At 39.2% G+C, this 25,640-nt stretch carries 26 protein-coding genes and 1 other annotated feature; of the genes, 22 read left to right on the forward strand and 4 right to left on the reverse strand.

The genetic code is table 11. The features are described 5' to 3' along the window. The first annotated feature begins 3 nt into the window (after window positions 1-3). Window positions 4-897: a manganese catalase family protein gene (locus M3166_RS01580; RefSeq protein WP_251686696.1), complete on the forward strand. Its 894-nt coding sequence runs from the start codon at window positions 4-6 to the stop codon at window positions 895-897. Window positions 898-998: 101 nt separating this feature from the next. Here the strand turns inward: M3166_RS01580 and hisA are convergent, their stop codons facing one another. Continuing rightward, a complete protein-coding gene (gene hisA, locus M3166_RS01585) occupies window positions 999-1,760 on the reverse strand; it encodes a phosphoribosylformimino-5-aminoimidazole carboxamide ribotide isomerase (protein WP_251686697.1) in 762 nt (253 codons plus the stop codon). A 162-nt stretch (window positions 1,761-1,922) separates the two neighbouring features. On the opposite strand from hisA, the gene recD2 reads away from it, so the two are divergent. Both recD2 and M3166_RS01595 read left to right on the forward strand, forming a co-directional pair. Next, window positions 1,923-4,418 (forward strand): SF1B family DNA helicase RecD2, encoded by a 2,496-nt coding sequence (gene recD2 / locus M3166_RS01590; RefSeq protein ID WP_251686699.1) that lies wholly within the window; start codon window positions 1,923-1,925, stop codon window positions 4,416-4,418. 334 nt (window positions 4,419-4,752) lie between these two features. After that, window positions 4,753-5,964, forward strand: a complete 1,212-nt coding sequence (locus M3166_RS01595; protein WP_251686702.1) for a NupC/NupG family nucleoside CNT transporter — start codon at window positions 4,753-4,755, stop codon at window positions 5,962-5,964. A 52-nt stretch (window positions 5,965-6,016) separates the two neighbouring features. On the opposite strand, the gene yeiL is transcribed toward M3166_RS01595, so the two are convergent. Then, window positions 6,017-6,685: a transcriptional regulator YeiL gene (gene yeiL, locus M3166_RS01600; RefSeq protein WP_251686703.1), complete on the reverse strand. Its 669-nt coding sequence runs from the start codon at window positions 6,683-6,685 to the stop codon at window positions 6,017-6,019. Between the two features lie 103 nt (window positions 6,686-6,788). Between yeiL and M3166_RS01605 the strand changes: the two genes are divergently transcribed. From M3166_RS01605 to mtnN, 14 genes are all read left to right on the forward strand, one after another. Further along, the gene (locus M3166_RS01605; protein ID WP_251686705.1) at window positions 6,789-7,937 is read left to right on the forward strand and encodes an MFS transporter; all 1,149 of its coding nucleotides are present in this window, start codon (window positions 6,789-6,791) and stop codon (window positions 7,935-7,937) included. Between the two features lie 54 nt (window positions 7,938-7,991). After that, window positions 7,992-8,199, forward strand: a binding site (T-box leader). Window positions 8,200-8,336: 137 nt separating this feature from the next. Further along, window positions 8,337-11,009 carry an alanine--tRNA ligase gene (alaS, locus tag M3166_RS01610; RefSeq protein ID WP_251686707.1) on the forward strand — a complete coding sequence of 891 codons (2,673 nt, stop codon included), beginning with the start codon at window positions 8,337-8,339 and terminating at the stop codon, window positions 11,007-11,009. 117 nt (window positions 11,010-11,126) lie between these two features. After that, complete coding sequence (locus M3166_RS01615) at window positions 11,127-11,399, forward strand: IreB family regulatory phosphoprotein (protein ID WP_014823361.1); 273 nt, start codon at window positions 11,127-11,129, stop codon at window positions 11,397-11,399. Then, complete coding sequence (gene ruvX, locus M3166_RS01620; RefSeq protein WP_251686709.1) at window positions 11,396-11,812, forward strand: Holliday junction resolvase RuvX; 417 nt, start codon at window positions 11,396-11,398, stop codon at window positions 11,810-11,812. The genes M3166_RS01615 and ruvX overlap by 4 nt, the downstream gene beginning before the upstream one ends. Before the next feature lie 107 nt (window positions 11,813-11,919). Then, window positions 11,920-12,210, forward strand: coding sequence for a DUF1292 domain-containing protein (locus M3166_RS01625; RefSeq protein ID WP_014823362.1), 291 nt, complete (start codon window positions 11,920-11,922; stop codon window positions 12,208-12,210). A 69-nt stretch (window positions 12,211-12,279) separates the two neighbouring features. Beyond that, entirely contained in the window at window positions 12,280-12,792 is a 513-nt protein-coding gene (locus M3166_RS01630; RefSeq protein WP_251686711.1) for a DUF1292 domain-containing protein, read from the forward strand. Window positions 12,793-12,979: 187 nt separating this feature from the next. Further along, window positions 12,980-14,098 (forward strand): endolytic transglycosylase MltG, encoded by a 1,119-nt coding sequence (gene mltG, locus M3166_RS01635; RefSeq protein ID WP_251686713.1) that lies wholly within the window; start codon window positions 12,980-12,982, stop codon window positions 14,096-14,098. A 216-nt stretch (window positions 14,099-14,314) separates the two neighbouring features. Next, window positions 14,315-14,947, forward strand: coding sequence for an O-methyltransferase (locus M3166_RS01640; RefSeq protein ID WP_251686715.1), 633 nt, complete (start codon window positions 14,315-14,317; stop codon window positions 14,945-14,947). Between the two features lie 5 nt (window positions 14,948-14,952). After that, complete coding sequence (locus tag M3166_RS01645) at window positions 14,953-15,885, forward strand: peptidase U32 family protein (protein ID WP_251686717.1); 933 nt, start codon at window positions 14,953-14,955, stop codon at window positions 15,883-15,885. Between the two features lie 19 nt (window positions 15,886-15,904). Further along, a complete protein-coding gene (locus M3166_RS01650; protein ID WP_251686719.1) occupies window positions 15,905-17,182 on the forward strand; it encodes a peptidase U32 family protein in 1,278 nt (425 codons plus the stop codon). Then, window positions 17,183-17,818 (forward strand): uridine kinase, encoded by a 636-nt coding sequence (udk, locus tag M3166_RS01655; protein ID WP_251686721.1) that lies wholly within the window; start codon window positions 17,183-17,185, stop codon window positions 17,816-17,818. It begins immediately after the preceding gene. A 269-nt stretch (window positions 17,819-18,087) separates the two neighbouring features. Continuing rightward, a complete protein-coding gene (greA, locus tag M3166_RS01660) occupies window positions 18,088-18,573 on the forward strand; it encodes a transcription elongation factor GreA (RefSeq protein WP_251686723.1) in 486 nt (161 codons plus the stop codon). Between the two features lie 133 nt (window positions 18,574-18,706). Then, window positions 18,707-19,387 carry a YrrS family protein gene (locus M3166_RS01665; protein WP_251686725.1) on the forward strand — a complete coding sequence of 227 codons (681 nt, stop codon included), beginning with the start codon at window positions 18,707-18,709 and terminating at the stop codon, window positions 19,385-19,387. Window positions 19,388-19,427: 40 nt separating this feature from the next. Next, the gene (gene mtnN / locus M3166_RS01670) at window positions 19,428-20,120 is read left to right on the forward strand and encodes a 5'-methylthioadenosine/S-adenosylhomocysteine nucleosidase (protein WP_251686727.1); all 693 of its coding nucleotides are present in this window, start codon (window positions 19,428-19,430) and stop codon (window positions 20,118-20,120) included. Between the two features lie 89 nt (window positions 20,121-20,209). Here the strand turns inward: mtnN and sigK are convergent, their stop codons facing one another. Both sigK and pssA read right to left on the reverse strand, forming a co-directional pair. After that, entirely contained in the window at window positions 20,210-20,911 is a 702-nt protein-coding gene (gene sigK, locus M3166_RS01675) for an RNA polymerase sporulation sigma factor SigK (protein ID WP_079527948.1), read from the reverse strand. Between the two features lie 85 nt (window positions 20,912-20,996). Continuing rightward, entirely contained in the window at window positions 20,997-21,536 is a 540-nt protein-coding gene (gene pssA / locus M3166_RS01680) for a CDP-diacylglycerol--serine O-phosphatidyltransferase (RefSeq protein WP_251686729.1), read from the reverse strand. 311 nt (window positions 21,537-21,847) lie between these two features. Here pssA and M3166_RS01685 point away from each other — a divergent pair, with 311 nt between their 5' ends. The 5 genes from M3166_RS01685 to yhbY all read left to right on the forward strand — a co-directional run bounded on the left by M3166_RS01685 (window position 21,848) and on the right by yhbY (window position 25,632). Continuing rightward, a complete protein-coding gene (locus M3166_RS01685; protein WP_251686731.1) occupies window positions 21,848-22,630 on the forward strand; it encodes a phosphatidylserine decarboxylase in 783 nt (260 codons plus the stop codon). A 34-nt stretch (window positions 22,631-22,664) separates the two neighbouring features. Next, complete coding sequence (locus M3166_RS01690; RefSeq protein ID WP_008407628.1) at window positions 22,665-23,180, forward strand: YqeG family HAD IIIA-type phosphatase; 516 nt, start codon at window positions 22,665-22,667, stop codon at window positions 23,178-23,180. Between the two features lie 57 nt (window positions 23,181-23,237). Beyond that, window positions 23,238-24,341, forward strand: a complete 1,104-nt coding sequence (gene yqeH / locus M3166_RS01695) for a ribosome biogenesis GTPase YqeH (protein ID WP_251686733.1) — start codon at window positions 23,238-23,240, stop codon at window positions 24,339-24,341. A 156-nt stretch (window positions 24,342-24,497) separates the two neighbouring features. Continuing rightward, the gene (gene aroE, locus M3166_RS01700; protein ID WP_251686735.1) at window positions 24,498-25,340 is read left to right on the forward strand and encodes a shikimate dehydrogenase; all 843 of its coding nucleotides are present in this window, start codon (window positions 24,498-24,500) and stop codon (window positions 25,338-25,340) included. Beyond that, window positions 25,327-25,632, forward strand: a complete 306-nt coding sequence (gene yhbY, locus M3166_RS01705; protein ID WP_251686737.1) for a ribosome assembly RNA-binding protein YhbY — start codon at window positions 25,327-25,329, stop codon at window positions 25,630-25,632. The genes aroE and yhbY overlap by 14 nt, the downstream gene beginning before the upstream one ends. Window positions 25,633-25,640 lie beyond the last annotated feature (8 nt).

Below are 25,640 nucleotides of genomic sequence, written 5' to 3' on the forward strand. Positions count from 1 at the left end.
TTATTGTTTCAACGCGTCAATCGATTACTTATAGATTTACCACAGGTTGAATATGGAGACGCAAACGCTGCAAGTGCGGTACAGGAATTATTAGGCGGAAAGTTTGGCGAAATGTCGACTTTGAATAACTATATGTATCAGTCATTCAATTTCCGTGGAAAAAAGAAATTAAAGCCTTTTTATGATTTAGTTGCGAGTATTACAGCAGAAGAGTTTGGGCATGTGGAACTTGTAGCGACGACAATCAATTTACTCGGCAAAGATACGACGTTTTCCGGGAACCCAAATCTGGGACCGATGATGAACGCCAAAAATATGCGCAATACGCAGAGCTTTATCGCTTCTGCGCAGACAGCTTTGCCTGTCGATTCGATGGGGAAACCTTGGAATGGGGAATACGTATTTTCCAGCGGAAATCTCGTGCTCGATTTACTGCATAATTTCTTCCTGGAGTGCGGCGCGAGGACACATAAAATGCGTGTTTATGAAATGACGGATCATCCGACAGCCCGTGAAATGATTGGCTATTTACTGGTGCGCGGCGGGACACATGTTGTTGCCTATGCAAAAGCGCTGGAAATGGCGACTGGTGTGGATGTAACAAGGATGCTTCCGATTCCTAGCCTTGATAACCATGTATTTGACCACGCGAGAAAATATGAAGAGCGCGGCTATGGAAATGTATTATTTACGTGGAATTACGTAGGGGATTATCAGGATATAAATAAAATCTGGAAAGGGCCGCATCCATTGACGAATGCACCGCTCATTGTAGAAGAGGGAACGCCAAAAGGTGCAAAGATGCCGGATCTAGATGAATTACCGGAAGAGTTTGCACCGGGAATCGGTCCGGAAGAGTTCCAGATGATCGCAAAACGTCTCATGTTCAATATGTAAAAAGAAGCGTGATAAAATAAAGGCCCATTTTTCTCTGACGAAAAATGGGTTTTTAGTGTTGTTTCTTATGGTATTTCTTAAAATTTTTATATCCGTTCTGGCTATTCAATACCTTCGCAATAATTCACTACTGTTTGGAAGTCCAGGTCACCGCCGAAGATAGAAAGGGCGCTGCCGATTGTTACGTGTAATTTACCATTAGAAAGTGATTCGAATTTTTTTAAATCATCAATTGAACGTACGCCTCCAGCATACGTTGTCGGAATCGATGTCCATTCAGCTAAATCACGTACTAAATCTTCCTGCATACCATTGCGTTTTCCTTCCACATCAACCGCATGGATGAGCAGTTCATCACAATATTCTTCAATTTCCTTAATCGACTGCGCATTTACTTCGAAGTCGCTGAATTTTGTCCATTTGTCTGTTACAACATACCATTTACCATCACGTTTTCGACAGCTCAAATCAAGGACAAGTTTTTCTTTGCCGATTGTTTTAACCAATTGCTGCAGGCGATCCATATCAAGCTGCCCATCATGAAAAATATAGGATGTCACAATGACATGCGAAGCACCTGCATCGATATATTTCTGTGCATTGTCGACTGTAATACCGCCGCCTAATTGAAGACCGTTCGGATAAGCCTGCAATGCAGAAATCGCCGCTTCTTCATTGCCAGGACCAAGCATAATGACATGTCCGCCTGTCAGTTTGTTTTGCAGAAATAATGAAGCGTAATACGAGGCATCCTGGTCAGAAGTGAAATTTTCAACCACTTTTTTATTGTCATAGCCAAGCGTGCTTCCGACAATTTGCTTTACTTTTCCGTCGTGTAAATCAATACAAGGTCTAAAATTCATGTTCATCACTACTTTCTCTTACATTCTATATGTATCATAACATTTTAGTGAGCTAAATTAATAGAAAAATCAGACGTAATGGCTTGTTTGCATTATTGTAGGACAGGCTTTAATCGGTATGATAAAATGGGCTTACAATTTATTAGAAAGCGTGGCATGAAAATGGCGGAAAATCTAAATTTGTTTGACGTAAATAAGCTTTTTATTTTAGGTCGACCAATTGTAACAATTTTTCATAATGCAACGAATATGTACTCCATTGTTCGTGTCAAAATTCAAGAAACAAATATTCAGTATGACGAGAAAGAGATCATCATTGTCGGCTATTTTCCTCAATTAGTAAATGACGAACAGTACCGCTTTACAGGACAGTTAAAAAGTCATCCGAAATACGGGATGCAGTTTCAGATTGACACGTTTGAAAAAGAAGTGCCGACAACAGAGCAGGGGATCGTCCATTATTTATCAAGTGACTTATTTACAGGGGTCGGCAGAAAAACGGCGGAGACAATCGTAGAAAAGCTTGGAATGGATGCCCTTACGAAAATACTGGAAGATCCTTCAGCACTTGATGCAGTACCCCGTTTATCTGCTGAAAAGAAATTACATATTCGCCAAACGATCGAGGAAAACCTTGGACTGGAACGGGTGATGGTGCGGCTGAATGATTGGGGCTTCGGGGCACAGCTAGGAATGAAAATTTATCAGGCATATCGTGAAGAAACAATTTCGCTGCTGACAGAAAATCCTTACCGTTTGATTGAGGAAGTAGAAGGGGTCGGATTTATACGTGCAGATGAACTTGGTGCGAAACTGGGGATAACAGGGAATCATCCGGATCGAATAAAAGCAGCCATTTTTCATGTACTGACAAATGCAGCATTATCAGATGGACATGTTTATCTGGATGCGGAAATGGTGCTTCCGATGGTGAAAGACATACTTGAACAAAGTCAGCGCATTGAAATTCCATATGATGCGATTTCAAAAGCGGCTATCGAAATGCGTGAGGAATCGAAAATATGCGGTGAAGAAACACGCATGTACTTGCCGTCACTTTATTTTAGTGAAGTGGGCATTGCAAGTAAAATTAATGAACTGAAAGAAAAAAATAAAATAGCCGAAAGTTTCTCGAAAGATGAAATCCGAAAAGCGATTGGTGATATTGAAGAACAGTATGATGTGACATATGCGCCAACACAGGCACAGGCGATTGAAACGGCGATCAATTCCGCGGTGATGATTTTAACAGGCGGACCGGGGACGGGAAAAACGACCGTTGTCCGAGGTTTGGTCGAGGTATATGCTGAGCTTCACGGGTTATCATTAAATCCTAAGACATATGCCGAAAAAGAGGAACCGTTTCCGATTGTCCTTGCAGCACCTACAGGACGTGCAGCAAAAAGGTTGGCAGAATCGACTGGCTTACCTGCAATGACAATACACCGTTTATTAGGTTTTAATGGGCAGGAAAAGGATGAAGAAACAGAGCGTGAAGTTGTAGGACGACTCATCATTATCGATGAAATGTCAATGGTGGATACATGGCTGGCACATCAGCTTTTAAAAGCGCTGCATGAAGATGTACAGGTCGTTTTTGTAGGAGACCAGGATCAGTTACCACCTGTTGGACCAGGACAAGTATTAAAGGATTTGCTTGCATCCAAGCAAATTCCGACCGTTGAATTAACGGATATTTACCGTCAGGCTGAAGGATCTACAATTATCGAAATGGCCCATCAAATTAAAAAGGGCAAAGTCCCGGATACGTTGACTGCCAAAACAACGGACCGCTCGTTTATTCAGGCAGGAGCAGGACAAGTAACGAGCGTTGTCACTCAAATTGTAAAAGGTGCGCTTGCAAAAGGTCAGGCAATTCGAGATATTCAAGTATTGGCGCCGATGTACAAAGGTCCTGCAGGCATCGATAATTTAAATAAAGAAATTCAGCAGCTTGTTAATCCAAATGATGGGACAAGAAAAGAACTGGTTTTCGGTGATACGATTTACCGTATCGGGGACAAAGTGCTGCAATTAGTGAATCAACCGGATAATAATGTATTCAACGGAGATATGGGTGAAGTGATTTCTATAATCCGTGCAAAGGAAACAGTGGAAAAGCAGGATTTGCTTATCGTCAGCTATGATGGAATCGAAGTGACATATCAGCGTGCTGATTTAAATCAGATAACATTGGCCTATTGCTGTTCGATCCATAAATCACAAGGTTCGGAATTTCAAACAGTCATTATGCCGATTGTCCGAGGTTATTCAAAAATGCTTCGAAGAAATTTACTTTATACCGGTATTACACGTGCTAAAAACTTTTTAATTTTATGTGGTGAGCCGGATGTATTAGCGAACGGTTTAGCAAAAACAGATGATTTAACCCGTTTAACAACATTAAAGGCACGACTAAATCAGGAATTTATCACTGAAGAAAAGACAGAAGAGTCACCGGAAATAGAAGAGAAAAAAGCGTCCGTTAAAGGAGTGAAACAAAACTCTTCAACAGAGCAGCTTGGACTCTTGAATGTGTCGGATTCGCATAAAATCGGTGAATCTCTGCCAAATCACTTAACGGCAGAAACAGCACCTTATATTCATCCTTTAATTGGTATGGCGAATATTTCACCATATGACTTCAATGAAGAATAGAACTAGTCATTTTCGTTCATGTTTGAATGGAAATGACTAGTTTTTTATTGCTTATGGAAAAGTACAATTTTGGACAAATTTATAAAATGCTGTGTTTATGATCAAAGGTAGAGGGAAAATGTTTTAATTATAATAAAAGTTTGAAACAAAACAGGGCATAATAAAATAATGATAACTTTTTGCGGAAAAATCAGAAATTTTGAAAGAAACTATTAATTAATATTAGTTTGCTGGATATGTTAGTATGAAAAAAAACTTATATGACATCCGAAGTTTGATGTCAAATATTACAAAATGAAAAGGTTTTCAAAACTAAAAGAAGAGGTGCACATACATGGATTTCGTATGGGGAATCATAGGTATTCTGGGAGTTGTAGCGATTGCCATAGGGTTATCTAATAACCGTAAAGCAATTCAATGGAGAATTATTATTTCAGGATTAGTTGTCCAGTTGATTTTTGCATTTATCGTATTAAAGTGGTCTTTCGGCCGCGAGAAGCTTATGCAACTTTCTGAAGGTGTTCAGAAGCTGATTGGTTATGCCAACGAAGGGATTAACTTCGTATTCGGCGGTTTAGCAAATCCAGATAATGTTGGATTTGTATTCGCGATGAGCGTTTTAACAATTATTATTTTCTTCTCATCTTTAATCTCTGTCCTTTATTACTTGGGAATTATGCAATTTGTCATTAAGATTATTGGTGGATTCTTATCAAAAGTATTAGGTACAACAAAAGCGGAATCAGTAAATGCTGCTGCCAATATTTTCGTTGGACAAACAGAAGCACCGCTTGTAATTCGTCCATTTTTAAATAAAATGACGAAATCGCAAATGTTCGCAGTTATGACAGGTGGACTTGCATCAGTTTCAGGTTCAGTATTAATCGGTTATTCGTTATTAGGTGTTCCACTTGAATACTTACTGGCGGCAAGTTTCATGGCTGCTCCAGCTGGACTTGTAATGGCGAAATTAATGATTCCTGAAACAGAAGAAGTAAATGAAGATGACTTTAAATTAGAGCGTAATTCTGAAGCGACAAATGTTATTGATGCAGCTGCAGTAGGTGCATCTGACGGATTGAAATTAGCAGTAAATGTTGGAGCAATGCTATTAAGTTTCATCGCATTAATTGCCTTATTAAACGGTATTTTAGGTGGTATTACAGGATTATTCGGTTTTGAAAATGTAACACTTGAAGGTTTATTAGGTTATGTATTTGCTCCATTAGCATTTTTAATCGGTGTACCTTGGGACGAGGCAGTACGTGCAGGTTCATTTATCGGTCAAAAATTAATCTTAAATGAATTTGTTGCCTACTCTAACTTCGGACCGGTTATCGGCGAGCTTTCTGACAAAACAGCCATTATTATTTCGTTTGCACTTTGTGGTTTTGCAAACTTAAGCTCAATGGGTATTTTAATCGGTGGTTTAGGTGGTATGGCACCGGATAAACGTCCAATGATTGCAAAGCTTGCGATTAAAGCGGTTGCTGCAGGTACATTAGCATCATTACTATCAGCTGCAATTGCTGGTATGTTTATTTAAAATCTTTCAGTGTTCAAGAGACTGTGCTAAAAATATTTTAGCGCAGTCTTTTTTAATACGTAATTTCTGATGCGAGTTTTTCCAGTTCAGACCGATTCTTCAGTACATACCCGCGATTTTGTTTCGTTATATAGCCGGCTTCACTAAATTGTGCTAGGACAAATAACAGGTGGCGATACGATACACCTAAGTAATCACATACTTCTGTATGTTTTTCTTTATAGAATTGTTGATCCGATGATAGTAGAATGAATGAGGCTAATCGGTTTTCCAACGGATAGGCCTGGTTTTGTGTATATTTTGCTGTGGCTGTCGTTGCTTTGTGACTTAAAAAAATACAGAGCATTTTCAGAAACACAGGATCTGCCAATAATTTTTCCTTCACTTCCTGAATGGAAATCGCAAAACATACTGACTTTGATAAAGTTTGAATGCCTTTTGAATAGCGTTCGGCATTTAACAGTTCCATTTCGCCCATGAATGTTGGGGCTGTAATAAAATCGATAAGAGAAATTTTCCCGTTTTTATGGGTAATATATAATTTAGCTTTCCCTTCAACCATGTAATACAAATAGTCAGGGAAGGAATGCTCATGGAAAATAAATTCGCCTTTATCGAATTCATACACATGGATAAATGGAACAATATCAAAAGAAAAATATTGGGAAATCGGGTATTGTTCGATATATGAGAGACTTTCATCTATTGGTAACTTTCTCAAATTATAAAGCAACTCCTTCCAATTAAATATGAGATTTCTCACATTATTGTAGTATTTCTCATGTTAATATTCAACTTAATAAAAAAGAAAAAGGATGAAGACTATGAATAATCAGCGTTGGCTCGCGAAAAACTTCTTTATGTTCTTTATTACATGGGGTATTTTCCTGCCATACTGGACAGGTTGGCTTATTAATGATAAAGGGCTTACGGTTTCGGAAGCGAGCATTATAATGGGCTTTGGACTGGTTGCACGGGCCATCTCGACGATGTTTATTTTCCCGTTTGTTTCTAAAGTAATGAGCAACAAAAATGTGCTGATCTTTTTTACTGCAAGTTCATTAATTGTGACGCTGCTATACATACCGATCAATTCATTCGGCGGCTTATTTTTAATGACGTTACTGTTCAGTGCTTTTTACCCGGCTTTATTACCGGCTGTTGAGAGCAGTGCTTCCACATTAATGCAACATGGAACCATACATTATGGGAAAGCGCGTTCGTTAGGATCTTTCGGGTTTGTCGTCGCTGTATTAATCATCAGTATGATCAGCGGGATGTACGGGGAGCAAATGATCTTATGGATGATGATTTTAGGTTTAACGGCATTGCTCATCATTCAATTCATGCCTGCACCTCAAGTTTTAAGTATAGTGCCTGTAAAAGAGGATGGAAAAACGCTCTCAATGAAGGGTCTATTTGAAGTGAAAAGCTTTATCATCGTATTGTTTGTCGTCATTTTACTTCAGGGGGCACATGCATCGTACTATAACTATGGCTATATTTATTTACAGGATCTGAATGTCAATCCGTTTTATATCGGCATGATTTTAAATGTCGCAGTAATATTTGAAGTTCTTTATTTTTTCAAGGCCGATACAATTTTAACAAAATGGAAACCTTCTTCATTATTGCTTGTTGCGGCAATTGGCTCGAGCGTTCGTTGGATTTTAGTTTACGCATTTCCGAATATGCCGATGTTTATCATATCTCAGGCACTTCACGCTCTGTCATTTGCGATGGCGCATTATGCCTTTATCCGCTATATTTCAAAAGCTTTACCACAGGAGCAGATCCCAAATGCACAGGGGATTTATTCGGCACTTGCAATGAGTTTAAGTGCAGCGATTCTTACATTATTAGGTGGTGCACTTTATGAAATCGAGCCAGGTCTGGCGTTCTTAGGAATGATCATTTGTACAGTGCCTGCAATCCTTTTAATTTTACTGACGAAAAAACGTTTTAATTATTAAGGAATGCCGATTGACAGCACGGTGTCTATTTTTTATAATGAAGAGCATAATAAAATGAAAACGATGATGGAACAAGTACGTATGAATTTCGTGAGCAGAAAGAGATTTCCCGGCTGAAAAAATCTCCCCGAATAAATACTGAAAGCTACTCCAGAGTGCAGCTAATCACTGCCGTTTGCTTACGTTACAAGCACTTGAGATATAATGCATTGCGCATTATAAATTAGGGTGGTACCACGAAATAATAGTCTTCGTCCCTTTACCGGGATGAAGGCTTTTTTTGTTTTCTTCAGCGGATCATTGGGATTTCCGGTGAACGAAGCACTTATTTACGTGAAGGATGTAATTAATTCGTACCAAAATTCATCGACTTCAATAAAAATTAGGAGGAAAAAAATCATGACAACAAAAATTATGACAGGTTCTGAAATTCGACGTCTTTATTTGAATTTCTTTAAAGAAAAAGGGCATCATATTGAACCATCGGCACCATTAGTTCCAATTAATGACCCATCACTTTTATGGATCAACTCAGGAGTGGCTACATTAAAACCGTATTTTGATGGACGTATCATTCCTGATAACCCGCGTATTACAAACGCACAAAAATCGATTCGTACAAACGATATCGAAAACGTAGGTAAAACAGCACGTCACCATACATTCTTTGAAATGTTAGGGAACTTCTCTATCGGAGATTACTTTAAAAAAGAATCGATTCATTACGCTTGGGAGTTTTTAACAGATCCAAAATGGATGGGCTTCGACCCTGAAAAGTTATCGGTAACAATCCACCCTGAAGATCAGGAAGCATATGACGTATGGCACAATGAAATCGGGATACCGAAAGAGCGCCTAATCCGACTTGAAGGCAACTTCTGGGATATCGGCGAAGGTCCATCTGGTCCAAACTCTGAAATTTTCTATGATCGCGGTGAAGAGTACGGTGTTGGTGCACCGGCGGAAGAAATGTACACAGGCGGGGAAAATGAGCGTTACCTTGAAATTTGGAACCTTGTATTTTCTCAATTCAACCACAATCCGGATGGCACATATACACCACTTCCAAAGCAAAACATTGATACAGGTATGGGTCTTGAACGTATCGTTTCTGTAGTACAAAACGTACCAACAAACTTTGATACAGATCTTTTCATGCCAATCATTGAAAAAACAGAAATGTTTGCAAACCGTACGTACAAACGTTCGCATGAAGTGGATTTAAATGAAATTTTCGGATCAACTGAAGACGTGAATACACCATTTAAAGTAATTGCCGACCATATCCGTACAGTAGCATTTGCTATTGGGGACGGTGCATTGCCATCAAATGAAGGCCGTGGCTATGTATTGCGTCGTCTATTACGTCGTGCTGTTCGATATGCGAAGAAAATCGGCATTGAAAAGCCGTTTATGTTTGAATTAGTGCCGACTGTTGGAGATATTATGCATGATTTCTATCCGCAAGTAAAAGAAAAGGAAGCATTTATTCAACGTGTTATTAAAAATGAAGAAGTGCGCTTCCATGAAACACTTGATGGTGGATTAGCAATTTTCAACGAAGTTGCAGAAAGCCAAAAAGCAAAAGGCGAAACAGTTATTCCTGGTGCTGATGCATTCCGTCTGTATGATACATTCGGTTTCCCGATTGAGTTAACGGAAGAGTATGCCGAAGAAGTTGGCATGACAGTTGACCATGAAGGTTTTGAAACTTCTATGGAACAACAGCGTGAACGTGCTCGTAATGCACGTGCTGATGTGGATTCAATGCAAGTACAAAACGAAGTGCTGTCAAATTTAACACAGCAGTCTACATTTATTTATGATGCATTTGAAGCTTCTGCAAAAGTTGCTGCAATTGTTGTCAACGGACAAGAAACTTCAACTGCTTCTGAAGGTGAAGAAGCGTTGGTTATTCTATCCGAAACACCGTTCTATGCTGAAATGGGTGGACAAATTGCCGATACAGGTATCATTGAAGCAGACGGATTCACTGCTATCGTAAAAGATGTTCAAAAAGCACCAAATGGCCAGCCATTGCACACTGTTGTAGTAGAATCGGGTGAAATGAATGTCGGCGATTTGGCTACTGCAAAAGTAGATGAAGCAAAACGTAAATTAATCCTTAAAAACCATACAGCAACACACTTAATGCACCGTGCATTAAAAGATGTATTAGGTGACCATGTAGCACAAGCAGGTTCTTATGTAGGACCGGACCGTTTACGCTTTGACTTCTCTCACTTTGGCGCTGCAACGAAAGAAGAACTTGCGCAAGTTGAGCGTGCGGTGAACGAAAAAATTTGGGAAGATATCGAAGTCGTTATTCAGGAAATGGATATTGATTCTGCAAAAGCGATGGGTGCAATGGCACTGTTCGGTGAAAAATATGGTGATGTTGTCCGTGTTGTAGCTGTTTCGGATTATTCGATTGAACTTTGCGGTGGACTGCATGTAAGCCGTTCATCTGAAATCGGCATTTTCAAAATCGTATCTGAAAGCGGTATCGGTGCAGGTACACGCCGTATCGAGGCTGTTACAGGAAAAGCGGCATATGAAGCAATCAAAGAAGAAGAAGCGATCTTAAATGAAGCAGCTGGCCTTTTAAAATCAAATGCTAAAGACGTGGCAACTCGTGTTGCAACACTTCAAGCGGATTACAAAGAACTTCAACGCGAAAATGATACATTGTCTCAAAAAATCGCAAATGCACAAGCTGGCGCAGTATTGGATGCAGCACAAAAAATTGGTGATGTGACAGTACTTGCTACTCGTGTAGAAGCAAAAGACAATAATCAATTACGCCAGATGATGGATGATTTAAAAGGAAAAATGGAATCAGCCGTTATTGTTCTTGGGGCTGTTGATGGCGAGAAAGTAATGTTATGCGCGGGTGTAACGAAAGATATCGTAGGTGGAAACTATCACGCTGGGAACATTGTGAAGCAAGTTGCTGAAGCTTGCGGCGGTAAAGGCGGCGGTCGTCCGGATATGGCAATGGCCGGTGCAAAAGATGCTGCCAAACTGGAAGAAGCATTAAATGCTGTTTACGAACATGTAAAATCTTTCTAAACATCTAAATTTTACTACTGGCATATTTGAAGTGCTTGCAGGAATAAGTTATAATGATATAAATGGAGATGGGAGAGTGTGATTCATCTCCTCATTGCTGAAAGCGAGGTGCTGGTCTTGAGTTCTTTCGATAAAACAATGAAATTCAGTTTTCCAGAAGAATCCATGGAACAAGAAGTAAAGCAAGTGATGCTGAAGGTGTATACGGCTTTAGAGGAAAAAGGGTATAATCCAACAAATCAAATTGTAGGGTATTTATTATCTGGCGACCCGGCATACATCCCTCGCCACCAGGACGCACGTAATTTAATCCGCAAGCTTGAACGTGACGAGATTTTAGAGGAGCTCGTTAGATTTTATATTAGAAAGAATACTGAGGCGGATAAATGAGAATTATGGGTTTAGACGTCGGCTCGAAAACAGTCGGCGTTGCAATTAGCGATGCGCTAGGGTGGACAGCGCAAGGAATCGAGACGATAAAAATCGATGAAGCGGCAGGTAAATTTGGTATTGAACGTATCAATGAGCTTGTAAAGGAACACAATGTAACAGAATTTGTTGTAGGCTACCCGAAAAACATGAATAATTCAATCGGTCCCCGAGGGGAAGCTTCTGAAAGCTATAAAAAACTGCTGGAAGATACATTTGGTTTTCCTGTTAAGCTTTGGGACGAGCGTATGACAACGATGGCTGCTGAACGTATGCTGATCGAAGCAGACGTAAGCCGTAAAAAAAGAAAGCTAGTTATTGATAAAATGGCTGCTGTCATGATTTTACAAGGTTATTTAGATAGTAAAAACTAAAGTTGCTCTACATGAGGCTTTTTTGTACTTATCCGAAAAGGCTTTATGTATAATGTATTGAGCAGTAACAGGCACCAATGCCTAAATATTATGAAGAGGTGACGATCATGTCAGAACAACAAAATCATATTACAGTAGTCGATGAAAACGGCAACGAACAACTTTGCGAAATTTTACACACTTTCGATTCAGAAGAGTTCGGTAAATCATACGTATTATATTCTTTAGTAGGCGCAGAAGAAGACGAAGATGGCGCAGTTGAAATTTTCGCATCTGCATTCGTTCCTGCTGAAAACGGTGAAGATGGCGAATTAACGCCGATTGAAACAGAAGCAGAATGGGATTTAATCGAAGAAGTATTAAATCAGATTGAAGACGAATTAGGCGAAGAAGAATAATTCATTTGACACAATAAAAACAGAGTGGGTGATGAGCCTGCTCTGTTTTATTCATTGGGAGGAATTAGTTTGGAAGAAAATATTTTTATTTTGCAAAAAGAAGACGGCGGAGAGCAACAATGCCGCGTTGTATTTACATTTGATTCGGAAGATCATTCATATGTTTTATTCTCATTAATCGGTGATGAAGAAGCAGGTATTTCTGCACTTCGCTATGTTCTCGACGAGAATGGCGAAATGAGCGGCTTTGCGGATATTGAAACAGATGAAGAATGGTCAATGGTTGAAGAAGTTATGAATACGGTACTAGACGAATTTGGCTCGGATCAGACAAATTACTTCACAATCACGAATGAAGATGATGAAGAAGTTATGTGCCAAATATTACACCGCTTTGAAAGCAACGGCAAAAATTACTTATTCTATGCAATTATGGAAGACGATGAGCCTGTACTGGAGGAAGTATATGCTTCTGCCTATATCGCTGGCGATAACGGTGAAGTAGCGGACTTGCTTCCTATCGAAACAGACGAAGAGTGGGAAATGGTAGAACAAGTATTAAACTCATTGGCACAAAACTAATTTCAAGAACCTTACTGACGATTTATACGGCAGTAGGGTTTTTTTATTGTTCAAATTTAGACAAAAACGAACATTTTCTATTATAAAACGTCGCAAATAGTGAGAATTTCCATACCTTTCATGGCTCTATATTGTGTCGAAAGAGATTTTTATGTATCATTATGGGAGAGAAAAAGGGGGGACTCCCGTGCTAGACGAAAATAAGAAGCAAGAAATGTTCAATAAGATGAAAGAGCGTAAAGGAGAAGTCAGAACGGTGCGTAAAATTGTGGGAATCATCGCGCTTGTGGCTCTTCTGATTATTGCCATTGTCGGTTTCGTAGGATACAACTATGTGACATCGGCATTGGAACCAATGGACCCGGAATCGAACAAAAAAGTTGAAGTCGAAATTCCGATGGGTTCAGGTATTACATTAATATCGACTATTCTAGAAGATAAGGGCATTGTAAAGAATGCACAGATTTTTAAATATTACACTAAATTTAAAAATGAATCGGAATTCCAAGCCGGCAGTTATTCTTTAACGAAATCCATGACACTCGACGAAATTATTGAAAGCTTAAAGACAGGTCGTGTGTATCGCGAGCCTGTATTTACAATGACAGTGCCAGAAGGGTTAACACTTGAGCAAGTAGCAGATGTTGTACAGAAAAATACTTCTCATAAAGCAGAGGACTTCATGAAAAAAGTGACGGATGCCGCTTATGTCAAGCAATTAATCACTGAATATCCTGAATTATTGTCAGAAGCTATTTTAAAGGAGAATATTCGTCATCCGTTAGAAGGCTATTTATATCCGGCAACATATCCTTTCTTTGAGGAAAACCCAACGATAGAGGAAATTATCGATACAATGCTTTCTGCGATGAATACGATTGTTTCCGAATATACTCCGGTATTGGAAGAACGTGAAACATCTGTTCATGAACTATTGACATTTGCATCACTGCTTGAAGAAGAGGCAACTGCCCAAACGGACCGTGAAACAATTGCGAGTGTATTCTATAACCGTATGGAAATTGAGATGCCTTTACAAACAGACCCAACCGTACTGTATGCATTAGGGTCCCATAAAGACCGCGTGCTGTATGAAGATTTGGAAGTGGACAACCCGTATAATACGTATCAAAATGTTGGATTGCCTCCAGGACCAATCGCGGGAGCCGGAAAAACATCAATTGAAGCGGCATTGAATCCTTCACAAACTGATTATTTATACTTCCTGGCAGATAAAGAAGGCATAAATCATTTTGCTAAAACGTATGATGAACATTTAGCGAACATCGAAAAATATTTACGTTAAGAAAGTTAAGTTGTGGAAAAGGGATCGAATGGCTTGAAATTTCCGTTTTACGATGGAATTCAGTAAATTGTTCGCATTCCTTTTCTTTTCATGCTATTATAAATTGTGATTTTTTGTCCTTATATAACAATTTTGTAGGCGCAAACATCTTCGTTTCGTCTTTTTTCTTGTGAATGAAAGATGGGCGCAAACAACCAGGTAAAGGGAGAATGACGAATGGAATTATCAGACGCTTATATTGCTTCTTTCATTCCTGAACGTGATGAATTATTAATGGAAATGGAACGCTTCGCAGAACAGAATCATGTCCCGATCATGCAGCTTGCCGGGATTGAGTCACTGAATCAAATTTTGCGAATTCAAAATCCGAAATCGATTTTAGAAATTGGGACGGCAATTGGTTATTCTGCTATACGAATGGCTCAAGCGCTGCCAGATTGTCATATTGTGACGATTGAACGCGATGTGTCGCGAGTTCAGTATGCCAAGGAATTCATTGCAAGGTCAGAGGTGGCAAACCGCATACAAGTAATAGAGGGCGATGCGTTAGAGGTAGACATGGAAACACTTCCTACTACTTTTGATGCTGTTTTTATTGATGCGGCAAAAGGGCAATACATGAAGTTTTTCGAAAAGTACGCAACACTCGTTCCATCGGGTGGCGTTTTATACATCGATAATATGTATATGCACGGATTATCAGATTTAGATATAAAAGAAGTACCTAGAAGAAAAAGAACGATGATCCGCAATTTAAAAACATTTTCAGACTGGATCATGGCACATCCGGATTATTCTAGTGCCTTTTTCCCTGTCGGTGATGGTTTGTTAATTTGTTTGAAGAGGTGATTAGTGTGAAAAAACCAGAATTATTAGTAACACCACAATCCATTGAGCATATTACAGCACTACTTGAGGCAGGTGCTGATGCTTTTGTGATCGGTGAACAAAAATTTGGCTTACGTCTAGCTGGAGACTTTACAGTAGCACAGGTGGAAGAAGCAACAAAACTGATTCACGCTGCAGGTAAAAAGGTTTATGTGGCGGTCAATGCATTATTCCACAACGATCGTTTAGATGCATTGGATGAATATTTAGTACAGATGCAGCGTATTGGGGTAGACGCATTATTATTCGGGGACCCAGCAGTAATTATCGCAGTGCGTGAAAACAATGTAACCATTCCGTTGCATTGGAATCCGGAAACGACTGCAACGAACTTCTTCCAAGTGAACTATTGGGGTGAACGCGGAAGTAAGCGTGCTGTACTGGCACGTGAACTTTCAGTCGATGAAGTGCTCGAAATTAAACAAAATACAAAGCATGAAATCGAAGTACAAGTACATGGTATGACTTGTATGTTCCAATCTAAGCGCGCACTTTTAGGGAACTATTTCCTGTACCGTGACGAAGCGATGGAAATCGAAAATCGTAAAGAAAACAAAAATATGTTCCTTCACGATAAAGAGCGTAAAAATAAATATCCGATCTATGAGGATATGAATGGCACACATATTTTCTCTCCGAATGACATGTGCATTATTGAAGAGTTAAATGAATTGTTTGAGGCGGGTATCGATTCATTCAAAATTGATGGTGTCCTTCAAACGTTTGATTATACGGTGACAGTTACAGAACTTTACCGTCAAGCAATTGATACGTATTTGGATCAAGGCGAAGATGCGTACGATGACATTAAATCCGAGCTATTTGAGCAAATCGAAGCAATTCAGCCAGCGTTACGTCCACTGGATACTGGCTTCATCTACAAGGAAACAGTCTACTAGGAAGGAGAACGAACGCAGTATGCTACAATTAATTCAAAATGAAAAGATCCGTGAAACTATTAACGGAAAAACAGTAATTACGAAAAAACCAGAGCTTCTAGCACCAGCAGGAAGCTTGGAAAAATTAAAAGTAGCCGTACACTACGGTGCTGATGCTGTATTTATCGGTGGTCAGGAATTTGGTTTACGTTCTAACGCAGGGAACTTCACTATTGAAGAAATGAAGGAAGGCGTTGAATTTGCCAAAAAATACGGAGCCGTTGTATATGTAACGACAAATATTTTTGCGCATAACGAAAATATGGACGGTTTGGAAGAATACTTGCAGGCAATCGAGGGAGCAGGCGTAAAAGGGATTATCGTTGCAGACCCGTTAATTATTGAAACTTGTAAAAAGTGTGCCCCTTCTTTAGAAATCCATCTTTCTACACAACAGTCTTTATCCAACTGGAAAGCGGTAAAGTACTGGAAAGAAGAAGGTTTGGAACGTGTTGTTTTAGCACGTGAAGTCGGCGGGGAAGAAATGCGTAAAATGAAAGAAGAGGTAGACATTGAAATCGAAGCATTCGTGCACGGTGCAATGTGTATCGCTTATTCCGGACGCTGTACACTTTCAAACCATATGACGGCCAGAGACTCAAACCGTGGCGGCTGCTGTCAGTCTTGCCGTTGGGATTATGATTTATATGAAAATAACGACGGTAAAGAAACAGCATTGTTTAACGAAGGTGAAGCACCGTTTGCAATGAGCCCGAAAGACTTGAAATTGATCGAATCCATTCCTCACATGATTGAGTTAGGGATTGATTCATTAAAAGTGGAAGGCCGTATGAAGTCGATTCACTATATCGCAACGGTTATTTCCGTTTATCGTAAAGTAATTGATGCTTACTGTGCAGACCCGGAAAACTTTACATTCGAAAAAGAATGGCTGGAAGAACTGGCGCGCTGTGCAAACCGTGCGACTGCTTCGTCATTCTTTGAAGGTGAGCCAAGCTATAAACAACAAATGTTTGGTTTCCATTCACATAAAATGAAGTGGGATTTTGCTGGTTTTGTAATGGATTATGATGCCGAAACACAAATAGTTACATTGGAACAACGCAACTATTTCAAGACAGGCGATACGGTTGAATTTTTCGGCCCTAATATGGATACATTCAAAATGACGGTTGGCCAGCTTTGGGATGAAAAAGGCAATGAACTAGATGTTGCCCGCCACCCACTACAAATCGTTAAATTTAAAGTTGATCGCTCATTATCACATTTTGATATGATGCGAAAGGAGAATAATTAAATGTCAAACCGTCCAGTTGTAATCGGAATTGCCGGTGGTTCATGCTCAGGTAAAACGAGCGTGACACGTTCTATATACGATGTTTTCCGTGAACATTCAGTAGTTGTTATCGAACAGGATTATTATTATAAAGACCAAAGCCATATGACGTTTGAACAGCGTCTGGAAACAAACTATGATCATCCGCTTGCATTTGACAATAATTTGCTGATCGAGCATATTCATCGTTTACTTGCCTATGAATCAGTGGAAAAACCGGTCTATGATTATGTACAGCATACGCGTTCAGATGAAGTCATTCATGTGGAACCTAAGGATGTAATCATTGTCGAAGGAATTTTAGTGCTGGAGGACGAGCGTCTGCGTGATTTAATGGATATTAAATTATTTGTGGATACAGACTCTGACTTACGTATTATCCGACGCATTCAACGTGATATTAAAGAGCGCGGTCGTACAGCTGATTCGGTAATCGATCAGTATTTAACAGCAGTGCGTCCAATGCACAATATGTTTATCGAACCGACTAAGCGATATGCAGATGTAATTATCCCTGAAGGCGGAGAAAATAACGTTGCAATTGACTTAATGGTAACGAAAATAAAAACAATTCTTGAAACTGAATCAAACTTGTAATATGATGATGTAGTATTTACATTAATTACATTTTAAATCGATAGAACAACATAAATAATTAATCATAAAATTCGGCTGCCCGTATTACGGTGTAAACTTCTTCTAAAAGAAGGGATTTACACATACCGTAAACTAGTAGTCGGGTTTTCTGTTATTTATGAACAAAATACGTGAAAATAACTTTTAAATTTATACGTATTTTTTAGAAGAATAGAAATAGAAAACGCTAAAAGTAAACGTTTTCAAGTTAATACTAAGGAGTGGGAATAATGTCAAACGAAAAACAATATCCAATGACACTTGATGGAAAACAAAAATTAGAAGATGAATTAAACACATTAAAAACAGTAAAGCGTCCGGAAGTAGTAGAGCGCATTAAAGTAGCTCGCAGCTTCGGTGACCTTTCCGAGAACTCTGAATACGATTCAGCAAAAGAAGAGCAAGGATTTGTGGAAGGTCGTATTTCTTTGATTGAACAAATGCTGCGCAATGCTGTTATTATTACTGAGGACGAAACATCAAATACAATTTCTTTAGGTAAAACAGTTACATTTGATGAACTGATCAACGGTAAACGTGCAAACTTTGAAGAATCATACACAATTGTTGGTTCAGCTGAAGCCGATCCGATGGAAGGTAAAATTTCGAATGACTCTCCGATTGCTAAAGCTTTAATGGGCAAGCATGTGGACGATGTTGTAAAACTGACAACACCAGGCGGAGATATGGAAGTTATTATTTTAGAAGTAAAATAATTATGAAGCAGTTAGCATCAAATTGCTAGCTGCTTTTGTTATGTTGATATATTTGGAAGAGTTTCCAATGTTCAATTTCCGTGCAACCTTTGCTGTTCTAATGCTAAAATAGGTGTGCATAGGAGGAATTGAAATGGAACGAAAAAGACGATTTCAAACACGACAACAGTATGCTGAACAAAAAACAAAACAGACGAAATTTCAAAAAGCGGATAAAAGATTAAATTATTTAATCGCTATTGTCGCTGTGTTAATTGTGGCAACATTAATTTTTATCATTACACAAGAGCCGGAACCTAAAAACGAAGCAGAGCAAGATTCACCGGCAGAAGTAGCAACTGATGTCCCGGAAGATGACGCTGGACAAGAAACGGAAGATAATGAAACAGAAACAAAAGTACCGGAGGAAGAAGTAGATGAGGAAGATAACGCTACAGATGAAACTGAACAGCCAACATCTGAATCGGGTGACATGGTGAGTCCTTCCAACGATCCGTCAGTAAAAGAAGTCATTACAAATCCTAATTGGCCGGCCTATCCGACGGCACAAACAGGAGAACATGTGTCGACATATGAAAAAGGGCATATTGATTACGAAGAAAAACTAAAAGCAATTTTCAGCGTCATTGATTTACAGCAGGAAAACAGTATTGTACTGCGTGTGAATAATAACGGTAGTACGGAAAGTGCAATTGCCGTTGTCACATCGATGGACAAAGAACAAAAATATCGTGTAAGTATAGAATGGGTTGACAATGAAGGCTGGAAACCGGTTCAAATAGAAGTTTTGACAACATTAGAAGGTTCACAATAAAGTAGAATAGTTAGCAAGTTTAATTGGAGGAATGAACTAAATGACAATAGCAGTAATCGGTGCAATGGAGCAGGAAGTAGAATTATTACGCGGTGCTCTACAAAATACAAAAACAGAAACAATAGCAAACAGTGAATACACAACAGGTACATATGAAGGCAAAGAAATCGTACTGTTAAAAAGCGGTATCGGTAAAGTGAATGCGGCAATGTCTACGACGATCTTATTGGAAAAGTTTAATCCGAAAGTTGTCATTAATACAGGATCAGCAGGCGGTTTTGATGCAGCATTAAAGGTTGGGGATATCGTCATTTCGGATGAAGTACGTCATCATGATGTCGACGTTACAGCTTTTGGCTATGAGATCGGTCAAATGGCTGGGATGCCGGCAGCTTATAAATCAGATGAACAATTAATGGAAGTTGCGAAACAGGCAGTTAAAGAAGTGGGAGAGCATAATTACAGTGTAGGCCTTATTTGTTCAGGCGATGTATTTATGAGCAACCCTGAGCGTGTTGAGGCAGTGCGAAAAGATTTCCCTACAATGAAAGCCGTGGAAATGGAAGCGGCGGCTGTAGCGCAAGTATGCCACCAATTCGATACACCATTTGTAGTCATTCGTGCATTATCAGACATTGCAGGACAAGAATCGAGCATGTCATTTGATGAGTTTTTACCTGTAGCAGCGAAACACTCAACGGAAATCGTATTAAACGCAATTACAAAGTTATAATATGGATCAGCGTAGAAATGCCCAATCGCATTAAAGGATTGGGCATTTTCTTTATTGTATGTTGAAAATCTATCTGCCTTTCATATGGCTTATTCTTTCTCACCATGTTTAAACTGCTGGTAAAGCTTAATAAGTGCCCGTTTTTCAATGCGTGAAACATAGCTGCGTGAAATATTGAGCCTTTTGGCAATTTCTTTTTGGGTATGCGGGTCGAAGTTTTGGAGCCCATAACGGTAGGAAATAATTTCGAGCTCACGTGGATCTAATGTATCCAAATAGCGATACAGCTGGGCAAAATCCTCCTGTCGTTCAATTTTTTCAATTGTGGAAGGTTCGTCAAGCTGCAGTAAATCACGGATTTGAAGAGACTGCCCATCTTTATCGACACCAATCGGCTCAAATAACGAGACATCTTTTTGCACTTTTTTTTGTGCGCGAAGATGCATCAGAATTTCATTTTCGATACATCGGGCGGCATATGTGGCGAGACGGGTCTTTTTTTCTGGTGTGAAACTGCTTACGGCTTTCATAAGACCAATCGTGCCAATTGAAATATAATCATCAAGTAAATCGTGTGAAGGGTGGAATTTTTTTACAACGTGCGCAACAAGCCGCATATTTCGCTCGATTAATTCGACACGAGCGCTTTCATCCCCCTTTATAAAACGATTGATGACTTCTTCTTCTTCCTCGCGTGATAACGGTTTATAAAACGTCTGCCCTTTTAAATAGCCTAGTAATGCGGGAAGCTCAAGCCAAAGTTGAACCAATGCTGTCACAAAACCGCTCAAGCAATTAACATCCTTTCATCTTTTCGACAGTATATGATGAAATTTGCGCAGAAATGAAAAAAGTGTAAGAGCGATATTTCTGCTCTTACACTTTTTTTAATGTAAAGGTACTTACCATCAATAGTGCCAATACCGGGAAAAGAATTAAGTAAAACGTTTCGGATAACATATTTGTAAAGAAATAAGAAAAAGTTAGTAATGTACCAGCCGCTGTAATCGGCAGTCCTACAAAATAACCTGTTGAATCCATCACATTGAATCGAGCTAAACGCAACGCACCGGCAGCAATAAATAATACGGGCATCATCATACCTGTAAATCCTGCATTCATTAATGCCATTTCATACATTAATAGGGCAGGTGCTACACCGAAAGAAATAATATCCGCCATGGAATCAAGCTGTTTTCCCAATTCGGACTCCTGATTAAATTTACGGGCAACTTTACCGTCATAACGATCTAAAAAAGCAGCGATAAAAATTAATAGTACACTGTAGCTATGATACTCATTTAGTGTAGCCATAATTGCAGCCCCACCAAACGACATATTTGTAATTGTAATGATATTAGCAGCGTTTGCTTTTATTTTTTTAAACGTTGAATCAACTTTTTGAAGTAGAAACATTGGAAAACACTCCCTTGCACATCGGCTATATTCTATTATACTTGTTCTATTAAAAAAAGGTAATAGTTAATTCATATTAAAACCTATCTTTGTTTGGCCAGTCATTATATAATTTACTTTTATCCCGCATTAATGAGTAGTAAAACTACCCGTAAAAGCCCGATTGGTTCGGGCCAACATGATGTTGATTACACAAGCGTTGTCACTGGACGTGACGGTTTTAGCTTGTGTTCCTTCTAATCAGTGGGGATGAGGAAAGCGCCCAACTGATTGAAGTCTCACTTTATTCAATACTTAACGGAGGACCTAGAATGAAGGAAAAATTATACCGGAATATGATAGAACTATCAAATGGTAAAATCTCTTCGAAAATTTTACAACAAATTGCACAATCACGTTTAAGTAAAAATTTTATTCGTAGCTATAGTCAAATATACGGAATTAACATACAAGAAGTTTCAAAATCTCCAAAAGAATTTACTAGCCTGCATGATTTTTTTGTTCGCCAGCTGAAAGAAGAAGTACGTCCGGTAGATGTTCGCAAAAATATATTTGCAAGTCCTGTTGACGCAAAAATAGAAGCATTCGGCAATATTGAGGATCAGGAAATGTTTACTGTGAAAAATAAGCCGTATTCTTTAATTGATTTAATGGGAAATGAAATACAGGCAAAGAGGTATAATAATGGCAAGTATATTGTTTTTTACTTGAGTCCTGCAGATTATCACCGTATCCATAGTCCGATTGATGGTATTGTTAAGCGACAATACATACTTGGTCAAAAGTCTTATCCTGTAAACCAGATGGGCTTACAATATGGAAAAAAACCAATCAGTCATAATTATCGTATGATAAGCGAAATTAACTATGAAAAACAACATTATACAGCATTCATTAAAGTAGGAGCGACATTTGTGAATTCAATTGAACTTACAAATACGTCTACACAGTGGAAAAAAGGACAAGAAGTCGGCTATTTTGCGTTTGGTTCAACCGTTGTGATGTTATTTGAACAAAATGCAATTGAATTTACCGAGAATGTTACAAATGGGGCGAAGATAAAAATGGGAGAAGCTTTTGCTACTATGGTATAATGAATAAATAAATTTTGAGTTAGGGGTTACGGCTTTGTACAACTTTTTATTACCAGATGAATTTATTCGCAGTGTATATGAAATTACACCGGAAAAATTAAAGGATTTAGGCATTAAAGGGATCATAACAGATTTAGATAATACGCTTGTTGAATGGGACCGTGCTGATGCAACGGAAGAGCTTGTACAATGGTTTGAAATGATGCGAGAAGCAGGCATAAAAATTATCATTGCCTCAAACAATCATGAAGCACGGGTGCGCCAGTTTGCAGAACCGCATGGCATACCGTTTATTTTCCGTGCCAAAAAACCATTAGGAGCAGCATACTATGCGGCCCTTGTTCAGCTGCGTCTACGTCGCCATGAAGTTGCGATGCTGGGAGATCAGCTATTAACAGATGTGATGGGCGCAAAACGTCAAAAACTTTATACGTTTTTAGTTCGTCCTGTTGCTGACTCTGATGGACTCGTCACAAAATTTAACCGCTTCGTCGAACGTCGTGTATACAACGATTTAAAGCGAAAAGGAAAGTATCCTTGGGAAGACTAAAAAGCGACCCAAGTTTTTTTGCATGAAGGTGCAATAGTAGTTAGGAGGAAATATTGAATGAATGAAATGCCACAATGTATTGGCTGTGGAACAGTGATTCAAACTGAAGATAAAAATGGATTAGGGTATGCACCTGCGTCCTCGCTGGAAAAGGAAATGATTATTTGTCAACGTTGTTTCCGTTTAAAAAACTATAATGAAATCCAACCTGTTAGCTTAACGGATGATGATTTTTTACGTATTTTAAACGGTCTTGGACAACAGCAAGGTCTGATCGTGAAAATCGTGGATATTTTCGATTTCAATGGCAGCTGGCTACCAGGTTTACACCGATTCGTTGGAAATAACCCAGTTCTTTTAGTAGCAAATAAAGCAGACCTTTTACCAAAATCGGTAAAAGAAAAGAAAGTGATCAACTGGTTGAAACGTGAAGCGAAAGCACTTGGATTAAAGCCGATTGATGTGAAGCTTGTTTCGGCACATAAAGGAATGGGCATGCAGGAAGTCGTTGAAGCGATTGAAGAATACCGTAATGGTAAAGATGTATATGTTGTAGGTTGTACAAATGTCGGTAAATCGACGTTTATTAACCGTATTATTAAGCAAGCTACAGGTGAAGGAGAAATTATTACAACTTCTCATTTCCCGGGAACTACGCTTGATATGATTGGCATTCCGTTAGATGACGGATCATCTTTATATGATACACCTGGTATTATCAATCATCACCAAATGGCACACCATATCGATTCAAGTGAATTAAAATATATTATGCCAAAAAAAGAAATTAAACCAAAAGTGTATCAGCAAAATCCCGGACAAACACTATTTATCGGTGCTCTTGCCCGTTTTGATTTTATACAAGGCGAGCGTTCGGCATTTACTGTACATGTTGCAAATGATTTGCCGATCCACCGTACGAAGCTGGAACGTGCGGATCAATTATATGAAGAACATAAAGGTGAGTTATTGGCACCTCCAACGTCTAAACATATTGATCAATTACCACCATTAGTACGTCACGAGTTTTCGATCAAAGAACCGAAAACTGATGTAGTTATTTCAGGATTAGGCTGGGTTACAGTACAGCATGCCAATGTTGTAGTAGCAGCACACGCACCAAAAGGCGTAGAAGTATTCATTCGTCCATCACTGATTTAATAGAACGGTCTCTTCAACTAATTTAGGGAAAAATTTTTAACATCTGAAGTGAAGTTAGTTGATTGGTATGAAGGGTAGACGGGCAAATTCGCCTTCTTTTTATCAAGTCAATTATTTTACAGTGAATGAATGGTAGCAGGAAAGAGGGAAATATCGATGAAAAAATGGTTTGCGGTTATTGGGGATCCGATTGCACACTCAAAATCTCCGGAGATGCATAATGCATGGTATGAAGAAGCGAATGTGGATGCGACGTATATCCCGATACACGTGAAGCCAGAACATCTACAACAAGCTGTTGCATCTTTCAAACTGTTAGGGACAAGCGGCTGGAATGTAACGATTCCGCATAAACAAGCGATTATTCCGTTCCTGGATGAACTTGACGAGCTTGCCGAAAAGATGGGTGCGGTCAATACGGTCGTGCGTACTGCAGAAGGTAAATTAAAGGGCTATAATACGGACGGTCCGGGTTTTGTGAAATCACTTGAGCATGTGATCGGTACTACAAAACGTAATGCACCGGTTTTACTGATCGGAGCAGGTGGCGCAGCCCGCGGTATTGCATTTGCCCTTCAACTAACAGGTTATACGAATATAACAATTGCCAACCGAACAGTTGAAAAAGCACAGCAAATTATTGATGAATTACATGCCGGCCAAGCTGTTTCGATGAAAGTAGCAGAACAAAGCCTGGCTAATTATGAAATTTTTATTCAAACAACACCAGCAGGAATGGCTACGGGCGACTTTGCATTACCATTTTCGCTTGGAAAGTTCCCGGCAGGCGCAATTGCTGCAGATATTGTGTATAATCCATTAATGACGCCATTTTTGCAAGCGGCTGAGCAAAAAGGGGCGACAATTGTCAATGGGTTAGGCATGTTCGTGCATCAAGGTGCGATTGCATACGAACACTGGTTAGGTCATTATCCAAATACAAATGCAATGATTGCCCGTTTAACGGCGCAATTAGGAGGAAATTATGTTAACAGGTAAACAAAAACGTTTTTTACGTGCTGAGGCACACCACTTAGATCCAATTTTCCAAGTTGGGAAAGGTGGCGTAAATGATGCAATGATTGCACAATTACGTGATGTATTGGAAGCACGCGAACTTATTAAAGTACGCATTTTAGACAACTGTGAAGAAGACAAAAAAGTTGTGGCGGAAGAACTGGCTGCCGGTACACGTGCCGAGCTTGTTCAACTGATCGGGTTGACAGTTGTTTTATATAAAGAATCGCGCAACAACAAAAAAATCGTATTACCAAAAGTAGCTACGAAATAAGGTGAAGT

The organism is Solibacillus isronensis, assembly GCF_023715405.1.
Classification (GTDB): Bacteria; Bacillota; Bacilli; order Bacillales_A; family Planococcaceae; genus Solibacillus; species Solibacillus isronensis_B.

What these genes read in the sequence shown, in the direction of transcription:
- hisA (WP_251686697.1), bottom strand. Translation starts at nt 1,760, where the DNA reads ATGAATTTTAGACCTTGTATTGATTTACACGACGGAAAAGTAAAGCAA.
- recD2 (WP_251686699.1), top strand. Translation starts at nt 1,923, where the DNA reads ATGGCGGAAAATCTAAATTTGTTTGACGTAAATAAGCTTTTTATTTTA.
- M3166_RS01595 (WP_251686702.1), top strand. Translation starts at nt 4,753, where the DNA reads ATGGATTTCGTATGGGGAATCATAGGTATTCTGGGAGTTGTAGCGATT.
- M3166_RS01605 (WP_251686705.1), top strand. Translation starts at nt 6,789, where the DNA reads ATGAATAATCAGCGTTGGCTCGCGAAAAACTTCTTTATGTTCTTTATT.
- alaS (WP_251686707.1), top strand. Translation starts at nt 8,337, where the DNA reads ATGACAACAAAAATTATGACAGGTTCTGAAATTCGACGTCTTTATTTG.
- ruvX (WP_251686709.1), top strand. Translation starts at nt 11,396, where the DNA reads ATGAGAATTATGGGTTTAGACGTCGGCTCGAAAACAGTCGGCGTTGCA.
- M3166_RS01625 (WP_014823362.1), top strand. Translation starts at nt 11,920, where the DNA reads ATGTCAGAACAACAAAATCATATTACAGTAGTCGATGAAAACGGCAAC.
- M3166_RS01640 (WP_251686715.1), top strand. Translation starts at nt 14,315, where the DNA reads ATGGAATTATCAGACGCTTATATTGCTTCTTTCATTCCTGAACGTGAT.
- M3166_RS01650 (WP_251686719.1), top strand. Translation starts at nt 15,905, where the DNA reads ATGCTACAATTAATTCAAAATGAAAAGATCCGTGAAACTATTAACGGA.
- udk (WP_251686721.1), top strand. Translation starts at nt 17,183, where the DNA reads ATGTCAAACCGTCCAGTTGTAATCGGAATTGCCGGTGGTTCATGCTCA.
- greA (WP_251686723.1), top strand. Translation starts at nt 18,088, where the DNA reads ATGTCAAACGAAAAACAATATCCAATGACACTTGATGGAAAACAAAAA.
- M3166_RS01665 (WP_251686725.1), top strand. Translation starts at nt 18,707, where the DNA reads ATGGAACGAAAAAGACGATTTCAAACACGACAACAGTATGCTGAACAA.
- mtnN (WP_251686727.1), top strand. Translation starts at nt 19,428, where the DNA reads ATGACAATAGCAGTAATCGGTGCAATGGAGCAGGAAGTAGAATTATTA.
- pssA (WP_251686729.1), bottom strand. Translation starts at nt 21,536, where the DNA reads ATGTTTCTACTTCAAAAAGTTGATTCAACGTTTAAAAAAATAAAAGCA.
- M3166_RS01685 (WP_251686731.1), top strand. Translation starts at nt 21,848, where the DNA reads ATGAAGGAAAAATTATACCGGAATATGATAGAACTATCAAATGGTAAA.
- yqeH (WP_251686733.1), top strand. Translation starts at nt 23,238, where the DNA reads ATGAATGAAATGCCACAATGTATTGGCTGTGGAACAGTGATTCAAACT.
- aroE (WP_251686735.1), top strand. Translation starts at nt 24,498, where the DNA reads ATGAAAAAATGGTTTGCGGTTATTGGGGATCCGATTGCACACTCAAAA.
- yhbY (WP_251686737.1), top strand. Translation starts at nt 25,327, where the DNA reads ATGTTAACAGGTAAACAAAAACGTTTTTTACGTGCTGAGGCACACCAC.